This window comes from Mycobacteroides abscessus ATCC 19977 (assembly GCF_000069185.1).
GTDB classification, from domain to species: Bacteria; Actinomycetota; Actinomycetes; order Mycobacteriales; family Mycobacteriaceae; genus Mycobacterium; species Mycobacterium abscessus.
Genome location: NC_010397.1, coordinates 1,399,356 through 1,415,750, shown reverse-complemented (window position 1 = coordinate 1,415,750; position 16,395 = coordinate 1,399,356). Strand labels below are relative to the sequence as shown.

The 16,395-nt window shown below is 64.1% G+C and carries 14 protein-coding genes; 8 read left to right on the top strand and 6 right to left on the bottom strand.

Going from position 1 to position 16,395, the window contains the following annotated elements; translation table 11 throughout:
- Positions 1 to 55: 55 nt before the first annotated feature.
- Entirely contained in the window at positions 56 to 262 is a 207-nt protein-coding gene (locus tag MAB_RS07275) for a hypothetical protein (RefSeq protein ID WP_005110112.1), read from the bottom strand.
- 29 nt (positions 263 to 291) lie between these two features.
- Entirely contained in the window at positions 292 to 1,329 is a 1,038-nt protein-coding gene (locus MAB_RS07270; protein WP_005093024.1) for a mechanosensitive ion channel family protein, read from the bottom strand.
- Positions 1,330 to 1,576: 247 nt separating this feature from the next.
- On the opposite strand from MAB_RS07270, the gene MAB_RS07265 reads away from it, so the two are divergent.
- The 6 genes from MAB_RS07265 to MAB_RS07240 are packed head-to-tail and all read left to right on the top strand — an operon-like array spanning position 1,577 to position 7,467.
- Positions 1,577 to 1,996 carry an HIT family protein gene (locus MAB_RS07265; protein WP_005090019.1) on the top strand — a complete coding sequence of 140 codons (420 nt, stop codon included), beginning with the start codon at positions 1,577 to 1,579 and terminating at the stop codon, positions 1,994 to 1,996.
- A 52-nt stretch (positions 1,997 to 2,048) separates the two neighbouring features.
- Positions 2,049 to 3,320, top strand: a complete 1,272-nt coding sequence (locus MAB_RS07260) for an MFS transporter (protein WP_005110111.1) — start codon at positions 2,049 to 2,051, stop codon at positions 3,318 to 3,320.
- Between the two features lie 10 nt (positions 3,321 to 3,330).
- Positions 3,331 to 4,164, top strand: a complete 834-nt coding sequence (locus MAB_RS07255; RefSeq protein ID WP_005110110.1) for a mycofactocin-coupled SDR family oxidoreductase — start codon at positions 3,331 to 3,333, stop codon at positions 4,162 to 4,164.
- Complete coding sequence (locus MAB_RS07250; RefSeq protein WP_005110109.1) at positions 4,161 to 5,528, top strand: FAD-binding oxidoreductase; 1,368 nt, start codon at positions 4,161 to 4,163, stop codon at positions 5,526 to 5,528. The genes MAB_RS07255 and MAB_RS07250 overlap by 4 nt, the downstream gene beginning before the upstream one ends.
- A gap of 46 nt (positions 5,529 to 5,574) precedes the next feature.
- On the top strand, positions 5,575 to 6,816 hold the full coding sequence (locus MAB_RS07245; RefSeq protein WP_005125735.1) for a cytochrome P450: 1,242 nt from the start codon (positions 5,575 to 5,577) through the stop codon (positions 6,814 to 6,816).
- A gap of 39 nt (positions 6,817 to 6,855) precedes the next feature.
- Positions 6,856 to 7,467, top strand: a complete 612-nt coding sequence (locus MAB_RS07240; protein ID WP_021268912.1) for a TetR/AcrR family transcriptional regulator — start codon at positions 6,856 to 6,858, stop codon at positions 7,465 to 7,467.
- On the opposite strand, the gene MAB_RS07235 is transcribed toward MAB_RS07240, so the two are convergent.
- A complete protein-coding gene (locus MAB_RS07235; RefSeq protein ID WP_005093020.1) occupies positions 7,370 to 8,566 on the bottom strand; it encodes an acyltransferase family protein in 1,197 nt (398 codons plus the stop codon). The two genes, MAB_RS07240 and MAB_RS07235, sit on opposite strands and share 98 nt — an antisense overlap.
- Complete coding sequence (locus MAB_RS07230) at positions 8,563 to 10,359, bottom strand: DEAD/DEAH box helicase (RefSeq protein ID WP_005090032.1); 1,797 nt, start codon at positions 10,357 to 10,359, stop codon at positions 8,563 to 8,565. The genes MAB_RS07235 and MAB_RS07230 overlap by 4 nt, the downstream gene beginning before the upstream one ends.
- Positions 10,360 to 10,449: 90 nt before the next feature.
- Here MAB_RS07230 and MAB_RS07225 point away from each other — a divergent pair, with 90 nt between their 5' ends.
- Together MAB_RS07225 and MAB_RS07220 are read left to right on the top strand one after the other, a co-directional pair.
- Positions 10,450 to 11,022, top strand: coding sequence for an LppP/LprE family lipoprotein (locus MAB_RS07225; protein ID WP_005059723.1), 573 nt, complete (start codon positions 10,450 to 10,452; stop codon positions 11,020 to 11,022).
- Positions 11,023 to 11,058: 36 nt separating this feature from the next.
- Complete coding sequence (locus MAB_RS07220; protein WP_005093019.1) at positions 11,059 to 14,490, top strand: TM0106 family RecB-like putative nuclease; 3,432 nt, start codon at positions 11,059 to 11,061, stop codon at positions 14,488 to 14,490.
- A 7-nt stretch (positions 14,491 to 14,497) separates the two neighbouring features.
- On the opposite strand, the gene MAB_RS07215 is transcribed toward MAB_RS07220, so the two are convergent.
- Both MAB_RS07215 and MAB_RS07210 read right to left on the bottom strand, forming a co-directional pair.
- Complete coding sequence (locus MAB_RS07215) at positions 14,498 to 15,085, bottom strand: CerR family C-terminal domain-containing protein (RefSeq protein ID WP_005084541.1); 588 nt, start codon at positions 15,083 to 15,085, stop codon at positions 14,498 to 14,500.
- A complete protein-coding gene (locus MAB_RS07210; RefSeq protein ID WP_005110107.1) occupies positions 15,072 to 16,331 on the bottom strand; it encodes a M24 family metallopeptidase in 1,260 nt (419 codons plus the stop codon). Before MAB_RS07210 ends, MAB_RS07215 begins: the two co-directional genes overlap by 14 nt.
- Positions 16,332 to 16,395: the final 64 nt, after the last annotated feature.

The window sequence follows — 16,395 nt, the reverse complement described above, 5'->3', positions numbered from 1 at the left end:
CACACCGCGCGGTGTTCGCCTACAGCGAACAACCGGGAAATGGCGGCGAACCGCGTCAGCTGCGGCGCATGACGATCGCGGCTCCGCCCGCAAGGACGATGACCACTGCGAGAACCAGTGCCCATCCGAGACCGGCGAGCCACCACACCGCTCCGAGGACAGCCAGGACCGGGGCCGCCAAGAACAGCGCCATTCCCGGATGCAGCCGGATCACCGCCAGCGCGGCGTTTGCCCGCTGCTTGTCGATTTCCTTACCAGCCATGTCACCAGCGTACTGCGCGTGGGCGCAGGCTACCGGCTCGCTTTCTCAAGGGTTTCGACGGTGCCGCTCGACAATCCATCCAGGTAGAGCGGGCGGATGCCGTTCTCGTCGAATGCGATGAGGATGCGGCGCCGCAATTCACGTTCCACGGCCCACTGCGCGTTCGCACGGACCGCCACCGTCAACCGCAGACTGATTGCGTCCGCGGTGATGCCGTCGATGCCTAGCATCTCCGGGGCCCCAATGACGTCGTCGCGCAGGGCTTCCTCGGCGACCGCCTCCCGGGCGGCCTCGAGTGCAATCGTGCAGGCCAGATCCACGTCGGCGCTGTAGGAAAGGGGTATCTGCAGAAATGCCACCGCATAGTCCTGACTGAAATTGCCCACCCGCGCGATCCCCCCGTTGCGCACGTACCAAAGCGTGCCTTGCAGGTCACGCACCGTGGTAATCCGCAGCCCGACACTCTCGACGGTGCCGACGGCGTCACCGACATCCACTACGTCGCCCACCCCATACTGGTCCTCGAACAGCATGAATATTCCGGTAATGAAGTCCCGCACCAAGTTTTGCGCGCCGAAGCCAAGCGCAACGCCGACGATGCCCGCGGATGCGATGAAGGGTGCGACGTTCACTCCCAGGATCGCCAGCGATTGCAGGATCACCCAGACCAGCACCAAAAACGAGACCGCCGACTTGAGAACCGACCCGAGGGTCTGCGCTCGCTGCGCCCGCCGCTTCCGCCTGCGCGCATCGCGAGCCGGGTCCTGTGCGCGCCCTCGCAGCGTGCGCGTCCTCGCTGGCAGCCGCGCGGTCTCGTCCAGACGATCACTCTCCCCCAGATCACGTCCGCGACGCAGGAACGCCCACCACTGCCGTCGGGGATGTTCTGCAGATTCCGGCCGCCTCGCGCCTTGCACCAGGCGGTCGATCGCCCGATGCAACACGTACCGAACCGCGAGCGCCAAAACGACGTAGATGGCGATGTCGACCGGCCTGTGGATCAGCCAATCCCGACCGGACTCTGACAGTTGAATCGCAAGGTCTGACATCTCCCCGAGGGTACCCATTTACCCCGATCACGCGAGTGGGCAAATATCGGTCGACTCATTCCCGCGACACGAAAAATGTTTGCCCTGTGCGCAATTCGTCACGCTCAGCCTGACCGGTCAGCTCTAGATCTTCGATATCGAGTTGTGGTGGGGGTATCCATTGGGTGGTGCCGTTGGGGTGTTTTCGGGTGGTCCAGCCGTGGTTGAGGAGGCGGTGGGGGCGCAGGCGAAGGTGAGGTGACCACTCACCGGCTACGGTGTGCTCATGTCCTGTGTGTTCTGCGCCATCGTTGCCGGCGAGTCACCGTCGTTTCGTGTGTACGAGGACGAGACGACGCTCGCCTTCCTCGACATTCGTCCGATCACCCGCGGACACACACTCGTGATTCCAAAGGCTCACGCCCAAGATCTGACAGACCTGAAGCCCGATGATGCCGCCGCCATCATGACGGTCGGCCAACGCATAGCCAATGCCATGCGCGGCTCGGAACTACAGAGCGACGGGACCAACCTGGCGCTCAACGACGGCCGTGTCGCCTTCCAGACGGTCATGCACGCACACCTCCACGTGGTGCCCCGCCGCGGTGGTGACAAGCTGGCCTTCGCAAAGGGATTCATGGTTCGGCGCGATCCCGATCTGGAGGCGACCGCCCAGATCATCCGTGCAGCGGTGCAAGCCAACTAGCCAAGAAAATCGCTCGACCAACCCCGCCACCCGCTGCTAGGTTTCGTGCGACATGTCCACTCCGACGGCGGATTCGCCGACTATCAATCAGGTGAATCGCGGGCCGGTTCTCCTGCTGCTCTTCGCATCTGTCGTCGCAGCCATCGGCAACGGTGTCTCTATCGTCGCACTGCCCTGGCTTGTATTGCAGCGCAACGGTTCCGCGGCTGACGCTGCCATCGTGGCGGCGGCAGGAACCCTTCCGCTGGTCTTCTCGACACTCATCTCGGGCACCGCCGTCGACTACTTCGGACGGCGCGTCATGTCGATCTTCTCCGACGTCCTGTCCCTCGTATCGGTCTCGGCCATCCCGATCCTTGCGATGACCACCGGACTCAACGTCCCGCTGTTGGCCGCGCTGGCCGCCCTCGGCGCCATCTTCGATCCGGCAGGTATCACCGCACGCGAGTCCATGCTGCCGGCGGCCGCGAAGTCGGCCGGGTGGTCTCTGGACAAGATGAACAGCATGTACGAGGCGACCTTCAATGTCGCCTACATCGTGGGGCCCGGCCTCGGCGGGCTGCTCATCGCGTCCGTCGGCGGCGTCAACACCATGTGGGTCACCGCGGCCAGCTTCGTCGTGTCGATCATCGCCATCGCCCTCCTCAAGGTCGACGGCGCCGGAAAGCCCGCGCACGAAACCCGGCCGACGGGCGTGTTCAGTGGTGTGCTCGAGGGCTTGAGGTTCTTCTGGAACATCAAGATCCTGCGCACCATCGCGCTGGTCGACATGGCGATTACCGCGCTGTACCTGCCCATCGAAAGCGTGTTGCTGCCCAAGCACTTCAGCGATATCGGCGCACCCCAACAGCTCGGCTGGATGCTCATGGCGATCTCCGTGGGCGGACTCCTCGGAGCGCTCGGCTATGCGACCATGGTGCGCCACTTCCAGCGTCGCACCATCATGCTGTGCGCCACCTTTACCGCCGGCATAACCACATTGGGTATGTCGCTGCTCCCACCGATCGCCGTACTGCTGGTGCTGGCCGCCTGCCTCGGCTTCATCTACGGCCCGGTCGCACCGATCGCCAACTTCGTGATGCAGACCCGCTCTCCCGAGCACCTGCGCGGCCGTGTGGTCGGCGTCATGACTTCCACCGCGTATTGCGCGGGCCCGTTGGGTTTCATGCTCGCCGGTCCCATCGCCGACAAGTTTGGTGTCGCCACAACTCTGGTCATCCTCGGTGCACCGATGCTGCTCATCGCCATCGCGAGTACTCGGATGCGTGTCTTGCGAGAATTGGACCAGGACGAACCGCAGCCCGACAAGGAACCAACTCGGTAGGGTCGGCTCCGTGGCTGATTTCGAGGGAAAAACTGCACTGATCACGGGCGGCGCGCGCGGTATGGGCCGGTCGCACGCGGTGGCGCTGGCCGAGGCCGGCGCCGATATCGCGATCTGTGATCGCTGTGAGAACAGCGATGTCGTGGGATATCCGCTGGCAACCGCAGACGACCTCGCCGAGACGGTCGCATTGGTCGAAAAGACCGGACGCCGGTGCATCTCGGCCAAGGTGGACGTGAAGGACCGGGCCGCACTGGAATCGTTTGTGGCCGAGGCCGAGGACACGCTCGGCGGTATCGACATCGCCATCACCAACGCCGGGATCAGCACCATCGCGCTGCTGCCCGAGGTCGAATCCGCGCAGTGGGACGAGGTTATCGGCACTAACCTCACCGGAACCTTCAATACCATCGCGGCCGTCGCGCCAGGAATGATCAAACGAAACTACGGCCGCATCGTGACCGTGTCCTCGATGCTCGGCCACAGCGCGAACTTTGCGCAGGCCTCCTACGTGTCGTCCAAATGGGGCGTGATCGGCCTCACCAAATGCGCGGCCCACGATCTCGTCGGCTACGGGATCACTGTCAACGCCGTCGCTCCGGGCAATATCGAAACCCCGATGACGCACAATGATTTCGTATTCGGCACGATGCGGCCCGATCTGGAGAAACCGACGCTCAAGGACGTGGAGTCCGTGTTCGCGTCCCTGCATCTGCAATATGCCCCCTTCCTCAAACCCGAAGAGGTCACCCGCGCCGTGCTGTTCCTGGTCGACGAGGCGAGCTCACATATCACCGGTACCGTGTTGCCGATCGACGCCGGCGCCACGGCGCGAATGATATGAGCCGGGACGCCCTCCACGCCCTCACCGCCGTCCTCGGTGAGGGCGCCGTCATCACCGATCCCGATATCACCGCCTCGTACCGGCAGGACCGCGCCTTCGATCCCGATGCCGGAATGCCGCTGGCAGTGGTGCGCCCGCGTAGCACCGAAGAGGTTTCTGCCACCCTCAAATGGGCCAGTGCACACCATATCTCCGTGGTCCCCCGTGGCGCGGGTACCGGATTGTCGGGTGGCTCCACGGCTCAGGATGGCGCGGTGGTGCTGTCTACCGAACGGATGCGCACCATCACGATCGATACCGCCACCCGGGTTGCGATTACCCAACCGGGTGCGCTCAACGCCGAGGTGAAGGCCGCTGCCGCCGCACAGGGCCTCTGGTACCCGCCCGACCCGTCATCCTTCGAGATCTGCAGCATCGGCGGCAATATCGCCACCAACGCCGGCGGACTGTGCTGCGTCAAGTACGGCGTAACCACCGACTACGTGCTCGGCATGCAGGTGGTACTGGCCGACGGCACCGTCCTCAAACTGGGCGGACCGCGTCTGAAAGATGTTGCCGGCCTGAGCCTTACCAAATTATTCGTCGGCAGTGAGGGAACGCTGGGGGTGATCACCGAGGTCACTCTGCGCCTGCTCCCCTGCCAGCCGACGCCGTGCACGGTGGTGGCGACCTTCTCGTCGGTGCATGACGCGACCGACGCAGTCTTGGCGATCACCGCACAGATCCGGCCATCGATGCTGGAGTTCATGGACTCGGTGGCGATCAACGCCGTCGAAGACAAACTGAAGATGGGTCTGGACCGTGCGGCAGGCGCCATGCTGGTAGCACGCTCGGATGAACGCGGCCATACTTCCACCGAGGACGCCGAACTCATCGCCCGCATCTTCACCGATCACCATGCCGCCGAGGTCTTTTCCACCGATGACGAGGAGGAAGGCGAGGCCTTTGTCGCGGCGCGCCGGTTCGCGATTCCCGCGGTGGAAGCCAAGGGGTCGCTACTCCTTGAAGACGTGGGCGTCCCCCTACCGAAACTCGCGCAGCTGGTAGAGGGCGTGGAAGCCATTGCCGCACAGCACCGGCTACTGATCTCGGTAATCGCGCACGCCGGCGACGGCAACACACATCCACTCATCGTGCACGACCCCACCGACCCCGACGAATCGCGACGTGCCCAAACCGCCTTCGGACAGATCATGGATCTGGCCATCTCACTGGGCGGCACCATCACCGGTGAGCACGGTGTCGGACGACTCAAGAAGCCGTGGCTGGGCGATCAGGTGGGTCCCGAGGTACTCGAGGTCAATCGCCGGATCAAGCAGGCGCTCGACCCGGACGGAATCCTCAATCCCGGCACGCTGATCTAACCGGCGCGATATTGACACATCGACTGACATGCCTTACACATAAGACATGTCAGTCGATGTGTCTCATACCGTTGCGCCGCGCTACGTTCCCGGAACGGCCGACAATTGGACCAACCCATGGCCGATGTACGCGGCGCTGCGCGACCACGACCCGGTGCATCACGTGGTGCCCGAGTACACGCCCGACCAGGACTACTACGTGCTCACCAGGCATGCCGACGTCTACGAAGCAGCGCGCGACTGGGAAACGTTCTCGTCTGCCCGGGGGCTCACCGTCACATACGGCGACCTGGAGAAAACCGGCATGGGCGACAACCCGCCCATGGTCATGCAGGACCCACCCACGCACACCGAGTTCCGCAAGCTGGTCTCACGCGGTTTCACCCCGCGCCAAGTTACCGCCGTAGAACCGAAGGTCCGCGAGTTTGTGGTGCAGCGCCTCGAGCGACTGAAAGAACGCGGCGAGGGCGATATCGTCGTCGAACTCTTCAAGCCCCTGCCCTCGATGGTCGTGGCGCACTATCTGGGAGTACCCGAGGAAGACCGCACCCAGTTTGACGCCTGGACCGACGGCATCGTCGCAGCAGCCTCCGGTGGCGCCATCGACATCGAAGCCATGCAGGGCGAGGTCGCCCAGACCATCGGTGAACTGATGATGTACTTCACCGGTCTCATCGAACGACGGCGCGCAGAGCCCGAAGACGACACCGTGTCGCACCTGGTCGCCGCGGGTGTCGGAGCGGACGGAGACATCAGCGGGACGCTCCAGATCCTCGGCTTCGCGTTCACCATGGTGACGGGCGGCAACGATACGACCACCGGAATGCTGGGCGGCGCAATACAACTGCTACATCAGAACCCCGCCCAGCGCCAGAAATTGATCGATGATCCTTCGCTCATTCCTGGGGCGGTGGAAGAATTCCTGCGGCTGACGTCTCCGGTGCAGGGCCTGGCACGTACCGCGACCCGCGACGTCATCATCGGCGACACCACCATTCCGGCCGGGCGTCGCGCACTGCTGCTCTACGGCAGTGCCAACCGCGATGAACGTGAATACGGCAATGACGCAGCCGAATTGGATGTCTTACGGAAGCCGCGCAACATTCTCACCTTCAGCCATGGGAACCACCACTGCCTCGGAGCTGCCGCCGCACGCATGCAATCGCGGATTGCTCTTGAGGAACTACTCACCCGCATACCAGATTTCGAGGTCGATCTCGACGGAGTCACCTGGGCGGACGGCTCGTACGTGCGAAGGCCCCTGACAGTACCCATCCGCGTGCGATGATGGATTGATGAGGCAATTGCGCGACGAACACCAGCTCAGATGAGCTGGCTGGGCGACACCCGAACGTCGGTGGCCGCGGAAAAAATTCTGGACGCGGCTGCCGAATTATTTGTGCGCGACGGCGTCGCGGCCGTTGGCATGAACGAAATCGCCCGGGCTGCCGGTTGTTCCCGCGCCACCCTCTACCGGTACTTCGAGAATCGCGAGGCTCTGCACATCGCGTATGTGCATCGTGCCGCCGGAGTGATCACCCGGAAGGTCACCGAGCACGTCGCGGGGATCGACAACCCCACCGAACTGCTGACCGAAGCCATGGTCACCGCGTTGCGGCTGGTACGCGCGGACCCCACACTTTCCGCCTGGTTCCGTCCGGGCGAGTACTTCGGCGGCTCGCTCGGCTTGCATTCGGAGGTCATCAACGCCATGGTGGCCTCATTCATCAATGGCGCGGCGCCCCATAGCGATACTCACGCCAAGGCTAAATGGTATGTCCGGGTGATCGTCTCGCTGCTCGCTCATCCCGAGGACAGCGAGGAAGACGAGCGGAAGCTGATCACCGCATTCGTTGCGCCAGCGATTTCCGCAGACGTGAGCTCCGGGCCAGTATCACCTCAACGGTCCGATGGATCAGCCATGAAGCGGGCACACTGACCAGCATCGTCACCAAGAACACGATCACCACCGATCCGGTGTAAACGTGGTAATGCAGCAGATCAACCATCACTATTTCCATCAGGATCATGTGGATGAGAAACAGCTCGTAGGAGATCTCACCCAGCCACACCATGGGCCGTGTCGATAGAAACCTGACATACCAACCGTTGTCGCCCAATGCGGCGGGGGCGACCAGCAGCGTTGCGATCACCACGTAGAAGATCGATTTCGTCAGTGCCTGCGGTAGCGCCCAGGGCGAAGTGGTGGGATCTCCCGCGATCCGGGTGGACACGATGAGGTAGCAGATGACGGCCAGGGGCACCGTGACCAGCGCATAGCAGCGCACACCCATGACGGCAAGCACCGACAGGATCATGCCGCCCACGAACCACGACAGGTAAGCCGGCAACCACAGCTTCGCCCCGTCGGGGAAGGCACCGATGGTGTATACCAACGACATCCACAGCGGCGTCACCAGCGCAAGGCCGCCCAGGCCCACCAATAGTCGCGCCGGACGCCATTGCCCACCGCACAGCTTCTTGACGAGCAGCCAGGCCAGGAACGGCAGCGCCACGTAGAAGGCGGCCTCCACGGCAAGACTCCAGATCTGCGTCATGCCTTGGTGGATATAGCGATATCCGTAATTAGAGGTGTAGATCTGCGTCAGCGTGAGGTTCCGGAACAACCCCAGCCAGGTGTGTCCGGGGTTCGGGTACTGGTCGCGAATGTGGTACCAGATGTACGCGATGGCCACCAGAATCCAGTACGCCGGCATGATCCGCCGAAACCTGTGCCAGGCATAACGTTTTACCGACGGAGAAGCTGTGTTGTCGGCGGCGGCGCGCACCCAGGGCAGGAACAGCAGGAACCCGGAGAGCACGAAGAAGATCGGCACACCGATCTCCAGCCGCGACTGCAGCAGATGCAGATAGGCCTTCCACGGGGAAACCCCATCGACCACATAGTTTCCGGTGCTGTAGGCCGCATGGGTGGCCACCACCAGGGTGGCCGCCACTGCCCGAACGCCCGTGAGCGCGGCGACGCGACCGGAAGCGCGGACAACGGGTGCGCTTTCAGTGGGAGAAACTGCCGTCATGGTTTCTTCGGGGCCCGCTTGGGACGCTTCGCCTCCGAACGTTTGTGGTCCGAATGTTTGTGGTCCGCGCGTCTGCGCTCGGTGTACTTGCGGTCGGGACGCGCACCGTCCGGACCACCGGCAGGGCGCAGATCGATGAGCACGCCCGAGATCCGGGTGTTCTCCAATGCCTTCAGTGTCTTGGGAGACAGCTTGGCAGGTAGCTCGACCAGTGAGTGATCGGGCCGAATGGTGATGTGACCGAAGTCGCTGCGATGCAATCCGCCCTCGTTGGCGATCGCGCCCACGATGGCGCCCGGCATCACCTTGTGCCGCTTCCCCACCGCGATGCGATATGTCGCCAGTCCGGGGGTGCGCGGACGCTCTCCACGAGGTCCACGGTCGGGACGCTCCCCGCGCTCATGACGGGGCTCACGCGGCGGATCGGGTTGCAACAGGAACTGTTCGCCGTCGCGCGACAGCACCGCTAGCGCCGCCGCGATATCGGCCACCGGGACGTTGTTGTCGCGCTCGTAGTCCTCGACCAGGCGGCGGAAGAGTTCGACCTCCGGCGCCGCGAGCGCCGCAGTGATGGCATCGCGGAACTTGGTGACTCGCTGGGCGTTGACATCCTCGACCGAGGGCAGCGGCTCCTCGGCGAGCTTGGCACCCGTGGTCTTTTCGATCGCCTTGAGTAGGTGCCGCTCACGCGGCGACACGAACAACACCGCGGTGCCCGAGCGGCCCGCACGGCCGGTGCGGCCGATGCGGTGCACATACGACTCGGTGTCATGCGGAATGTCGTAGTTGAGCACATGGGAGATGCGCTCAACATCCAGACCGCGCGCCGCCACGTCTGTGGCCACCAGGATGTCGATGGTTCCCGCCTTGAGCGCGTTGATGGTGCGCTCGCGCTGGGACTGGTTGATGTCGCCATTGATGGCCGCCGCCGCGAAGCCCCGCGCCTTGAGCTTGTCTGCCACTTCCTCGGTGGCCTGCTTGGTCCTGACGAAAACGATCATCGCCTCGAAGGTCTCGACCTCGAGGATTCTGGTGAGTGCGTCCATCTTGCGTGGGCCGGCCACCTGGATGAAGCGCTGCGTGATGTTCTCAGCGGTCGACGTCTTCGCGTCGATCTTGATCTCGACGGGATCGTGCAGATACTTCTTGGTGAGCCGTCGGATCGTGGTGGGCATCGTCGCCGAGAACAGAGCCACCTGCTTGTACTCGGGGGTATCGGCCAAGATGCGCTCGACATCCTCGGCGAACCCCATGGTGAGCATCTCGTCGGCCTCATCGAGCACCAGGTAGTCCAGGTGTGACAGATCGAGGGTGCCGCGCTCCAAGTGGTCGATAACACGTCCGGGCGTACCGACCACCACCTGAGCGCCCCGCTTGAGTCCGGCCAGCTGCACCACATACGACTGCCCGCCGTAGATGGGCAGCACATTGAGCTTGGGCATGTGAGCGCCGTACCGGCCGAAAGCCTCGGCGACCTGTAAGGCCAGCTCACGGGTGGGCGCCAGCACCAAGGCCTGGGTGTCCTTGGAGGTCAGATCGATTTTCGACAGGATCGGGATCGCGAACGCCGCGGTCTTTCCCGTTCCGGTCTGTGCCAGGCCCACCACATCGGAGCCCGCCAACAGCGGCGGAATGGTGGCGGCCTGGATGGCCGAGGGAGTCTCGTACCCCACGTCGGACACCGCACGCAGCACCTCGGGGGCAATGTGCAGGTCCGCGAAGGTGACGGTGTCATCCGCGGGGGGTGCACTCGAATCGCCGGTGTCGGGCGTGGGGATATCTGTAGAGGTCATGGCGTTAAAGAGTCTAGGCGTAACCGCGCTCAACTCCCGCCTCCGCGGCATCTTCGGTAAATGTCGGTAGTGTCCGGGGCCGTGCGAAGGATGGTTCTGGGGACGACCCCGCCGGTGCTGACGACTCTGCTCGTCGTACTGTCGGCACTCGCCTGCGCATGCACCGGCGGCGACAGCACCGTGTCGAAAACCCCGACAAACACCATTGCCTCGCCGTCGTCGACGCCGCCGTCTCCGGGACAGCCGAGCGCACCGGTTAAGCCCAAGCTGCCGTCGACCAAGGACGACTGCGCGGTGAACCTGAAAGATCCCGCCGTTGCCTCGGCCATCGCTCTACTCCCCCCGGCGCCGAACAACGAGGCCACCTGGAATCCAGTGCCCGTGGCGGGCAACTACAACAAATGCGCACCGCTGTCGGCGATCATCGTCGCGGCCGATACGCATGAACCGCAGCCGCCCACACGGGCAGTGTTCTTCCACCTGGGCGGTGTGATCTCTCATGGTGTTCCCGACACCTATGGCTACAACGCGATCGATCTGTCCGCGAGCACGTTGGACACCGTGGTGCTCAACTTCTCCAACGGCATCCCGGGTCTGGAGAGCGTGGTGTCGTTCCGCTGGAACGGAACTGGCGTGGAAAAGGTGCAACAAGCCGGGCAGTAAGGCGGCCACGTCGGAGTCAGCACCTACAGTGATCGGGTGTTCGTCCTCGACGACCGGGTGGTCTACAGCGCTTCGGATCTAGCCTCTGCCGCGCGCTGTGAATACGCCCTGCTGCGGGTGTTCGATGCCAAGCTCGGTTGGGCTCCGGCACCCCCGCGCGATGATGAACTGCTGGCGCGCACCGCGATCCTGGGTGACGCGCACGAAGCCCACCACCTTTCCGCTCTCCAGGCGCGGTTCGGCGCCGGAGTGGCCGGCATCCCTTTTCCGCCCGCCTTCACCCTCGAGGGCTTGCAGGCTGCCGCGGCCGCCACACGACGGGCCTTCGAGCAGGGGTATCCCGCCGTCTACCAGGCCGCGATGTTCGACGGCAGATTCCTCGGTTTCGCCGACTTCGTGGTCCGAGAGGGCGAGCACTACCTGGTCTGCGACACGAAGTTGGCCCGCAGCGCCAAAGTGACGGCTTTGCTACAGCTGGCGGCCTACGCCGACAGCCTGGCGGCGACAGGCGTCCCCGTCGCGCCGTCGGTGCGACTGATCTTGGGCGACCGTTCGGCCGTCGACTATCCCGCGGCAGACCTGGTGGGCGTCTACCGCCAACGGCGAAAGCAATTGCAAGACCTGTTGGATCACCACCTCTCGGGCGGCGTACCGGTGCGGTGGTCCGATCACCATGTGCGCGCCTGTTTTCGGTGTCCGGTATGCGAACCCGAGGTGGAGCGCACGGATGATCTCCTGCTGGTCGCGGGCATGCGGGTCAGCCAACGTGCGGCGCTGCTGCAGGCAGGTGTCGGAACCGTCGCACAGCTGGCCACCCGCACCGAACCCGTCGCGGATCTCTCGGCCCGCAGCCTGCGGCAGCTGATGGCGCAAGCTGAACTACAGATTCGCCAACGCGACAGTGGCACACCACAGTTCGAGGTGGCCGATCCGATCCCGCTGGGCACGCTGCCGGCCCCCAATCCTGGTGACGTCTTCTTCGACTTCGAGGGCGACCCGCTGTGGACCGAGGACGGCGTGCATTGGGGGCTGGAGTACCTGTTCGGCGTGCTCGAATACGACAGATCCGGAAATGAGAAATTCCGGCCCATTTGGGCCCACGATCGCCGCACCGAACGCAAGGCCCTACTCGCATTTCTGGAGCTGGTGGCCAAGCGCCGTCGCCGCTATCCGGGAATGCATGTCTACCACTACGCGGCCTACGAGAAGAGCGCGCTACTGCGTCTCGCCGGTCGATACGGCATCGGAGAGCAGCAGATCGACGACCTGTTGCGCGACAATATTCTGGTCGATCTCTATCCCGTGGTACGCAAGAGCATTCGTTGCGGCTCCAACGGATACGGGCTCAAGGCACTGGAGCCGCTGTTCATCGAATCCGGAAAGCGTTCCGGTGAAGTCACCACCGCTGTCGACTCGATCAACGAGTACGCACGCTATTGCGCTCTCCGGGACAACGGCGACCCCGGGGCCCAAGAAGTGCTTGACTCCATTGCCGAATACAACCGGTATGACTGCGCCTCCACGCGCAAACTCCGGGATTGGCTACTGGTACGGGCCTTCGAGCACGGCATCACCCATCTGTCGTCATCTTCTTCGGCCGCAGGCGAACAACCGGAGCAGGAATCCGATGAGGTTGGGCGCGCGCTGGCAGATTTCGCCGGAGACGGCGCCCCGGCCGATCGGGCTCCGGACCAGACGGCGGCCGCCATGATCGCGGCTGCCCGCGGATATCACAACCGGGAGCGAAAGCCCTTCTGGTGGAGCCACTTCGATCGCCTCAACAATCCTGTCGACGAGTGGGCCGATACCGCCGGAGTCTTCATCGTGGAGAGCGCGAGGCTGGTCGAGGACTGGCACAAGTCGGGTAGTCAGCGCAAGCTCCGACGTCACGTGCAGGTGACCGGCGATCTCGCCGGCGGTGTCCTGGAGGACAGCGTCTATGCACTCTACGAACCTCCGGCGCCGCCGGGGCTCGGCGATGGCGACCCCGACCGTCGGGCATCCGGTTCGGCCACTGTTGTGGAGATCACCGAGTCCGGCGGTGTCCCGGTGGAGGTAACGATCCGCGAGCTCACGCCCAAGAACGGCGAGGTGTTCTCGGCGATGCCAATGGCGCTGACACCCGGGCCGCCGGTAATGACCAAGGCACTGGAAGCTGCCATCGAGGAAGTAGCGATGGGCGTCGCCCATAGGTTGCCCGAGATGCCCCGAACCGCATCCCTGGATATTCTGTTGCGCCGCAACCCCCGTGGCGGGCCATTGCCGCCTGTCGACGCTGGCGGATACGCTGGGGCGATCACCTCTGCGCTGCGGGCCCTGGATTCGTCCTACCTGGCAGTGCATGGACCGCCTGGCACGGGCAAGACCTTCACCGCGGCACGGGTCATCGCTGATCTGGTGACGCAGGACCGCTGGCTTGTCGGCGTGGTGGCGCAGTCCCACGCGGTCGTGGAACACCTGCTCGATCAGGTGGTGGCGGCGGGCGTGCCGGCGGACCGCGTGGCCAAGAAGGCATCGCCATACAGTGGCGATGCCGCCTGGACTCAGATTCGCGACAGCGACTATGCCAGATTCATCGCGGATCATACCGGCCAAGGGGCCGTGATCGGCGGCACCGCATGGGATTTCGCGAACGCCACAAGGGTGGCAGATGACGCGTTAGAGCTATTGGTGATCGATGAGGCCGGCCAGTTCAGTTTGGCCAACACACTGGCGGTAGCGCGCGGAGCACGCAACCTGCTGCTGCTTGGTGATCCGCAGCAGCTGCCGCAGGTGTCGCAGGGTGTGCATCCCGAGCCGGTGGACACCTCGGCACTGGGCTGGCTCGTCGAGGGGCACGGGGCACTGCCGGCCAGCCGCGGCTACTTCCTGGAACGCTCGTACCGGATGCATCCTGCCCTGTGCCAATATGTTTCACGGCTCTCATACGACGGCGAACTTGAGTCCGCGGCGCCAGAGCGCAGCTTGGCGGGGCAGCCTCCCGGCGTGCGGACATTACTGGTTGACCACGAGGGAAATGCCACCAGCAGTCCACAGGAAGCCGAGGCCATCGCCACCGAGATCGCCAGGCTGATCGGCTCCGACTGGACCGACGAATCCGGCACGCGCCCGCTGGAGCAATCCGACGTATTGGTGGTGGCGCCATACAACGCTCAGGTCTTGACGCTACGCGCCACACTCGCCGCCGCCGGATTAGGCGAGGTACTGGTGGGAACCGTCGACAAGTTCCAGGGCCGTCAGGCGCCTGTGGTCTTTGTCTCGATGACGGCCTCGGCCGTCGATGATGTACCGCGTGGAATGTCGTTCCTGCTGAATCGGAACCGCTTGAACGTCGCGATCAGCAGAGCCAAGTTCCAAGCGGTGATCGTGCGTTCTCCGGCACTGACCGAGTATCTGCCCACGACACCCGACGGGCTGGTAGAGCTTGGGGCATTCCTGGCACTGAGCCCCGATAAGACCTTCTCGTAACAAGCCGCTACCGCAGGGCCTTTCGGCTCATCTCGCCCACCACCCCCGCGATGAGATCGATATCCTCCGCCGACAGGCGCGTACGCCGCACCCGGCGCAAGTAGGTCGTCTGGGCCACCGCGAATCCCAGAGCCTGGCCGATCACCGCGTGCGCCTTGATGATCGTGAGGTGGTCGTCGGCCGATGCCCCGGTGGCCCGGGCCACCAGCACACAGATTTCCCGATGCGTGGGCTCGACGAACCCGGCGAACAAGCGGTCGTAATGCGTTGTCGGATTGAGCTGTTCGCGCGCGATGAGCAGAATCCGGTCCCTGGCCTGCGCGCCGTGCAGGATCGCCCGGGTAAACCGCTCCATGAGCTCGGCGAGAAGCATGTCGCCCGGCGGACCCGCCGCCTCACTGAGCTCAGACACGAGATGGTCGATCACCGCGGCATAAACACCTTCCTTGCCACCGAAGTGGTACGGGATCGCGGATTGATTCACCCCTGCCGCCTGTGCCAGGGCGCGGGTACGGACACCCTCGAGTCCATGCTCGGCGAATAGAGCGAGCCCCGCAGTGACGAGACGCGCCCGGGTGGCTTCAGCCGACGCCATCGGCCCACATCAACCTGGTCGAATTACCGTTCAATTCCAGCCCTCGGTCGGTACCCACCAACACGGTTCCTCCGAGATTGGCCAGACGCCTCCCAAATCCACAGTTGGGCTCGAATGCGAATGACATTGATTCCTTCAGTTCAACCTCCCGCCCCACGGTCGGCGGCCGGCCGCAATCACCGTAACCCGCCGCATCCGCGAACACTTCGATTCCCGGAGCCGTGCCGAAACCGATGGGTCCGTATGGATTGATGCTGTGAATCAGCGGGTGTACGTGCCACCCCTGCGCCTCCAGCAGCGGCGCCTCCATCGCGTCCACCACATCGCCAAAGGTATTGCCCGCGCGCAGGGCGCCGACACCCGCCTCATAGCTCGCCCGGGCCACCGCGGCAGCGCGGAGGAACTCGGGGTGTGGCTCTCCGATGGCGATCATCGGTTGATGCTGGGTCTCAAACAGTCCGAACAGCGAAAACACCTCGGCAAGAACAACATCACCCTCCGCTAGTACCCGAGGCGGCTGGGCACGGTAGTTCCAGGCCGCCGGTCCCCACCCGATGTGTTCCGGGCCGGAGCCGATCAGCACCTCCGCGGTGTACCCGCCATCGCGCAGACATGTCGACACCGCGGCGGCGACCAGGTCGGCCTCGGTCGCGCCCGGCCGGGCTTCAGCCCTCATCGCGTCACACATCCGCTCGCCGATACCCGCGGCGTGACGGACCAAGCGGAGTTCCTCCTCGCTGCGCACCGAGGCCAGCTCGAAGAACTGGCGATAGACGGGGACGAGGCTGATATCGGGCAGCTCTTCGGTCACCGCGTGCAAGGTCCGGAATGGGATTGCCCCGTCGAAATAGAACGGCGGGTACGGCTCCAGCCCCAGTACGCCCACCGGTCCTGACGAGACACCACGGTGTTTCAGGGCCGCGGCCAGATGAGATCCCGTCTTGCCCACAAAGATCTGGTCAGGCTCGATCCACTGCGTGTCACCGCGGTACCGCGCCTGCAGGTGATCGGCAATCATCATCGAGGCGAACGTCAACACGGTGGGTGCTTCATCCCGCACAAACAGCACGATGGACCCCAGGCGGTCATTGGTGAAGTAGCCGTCGACGTTGAATGCCGCGGGCGCGCCCGCCTCACGGTCGCCGTACACGATCAACGCGTCCACGCCCGTCCGGCGCATCAACTCGCGCGCCAGCCCCCACCTGCGATCACGCTCGGCCAATGACAATGCCGGAACCGATTCCATGAGAACACCTTTCGCAGAGGACATACCACTAGACCATAATTCATTCATTTGAATGAATTCAAGG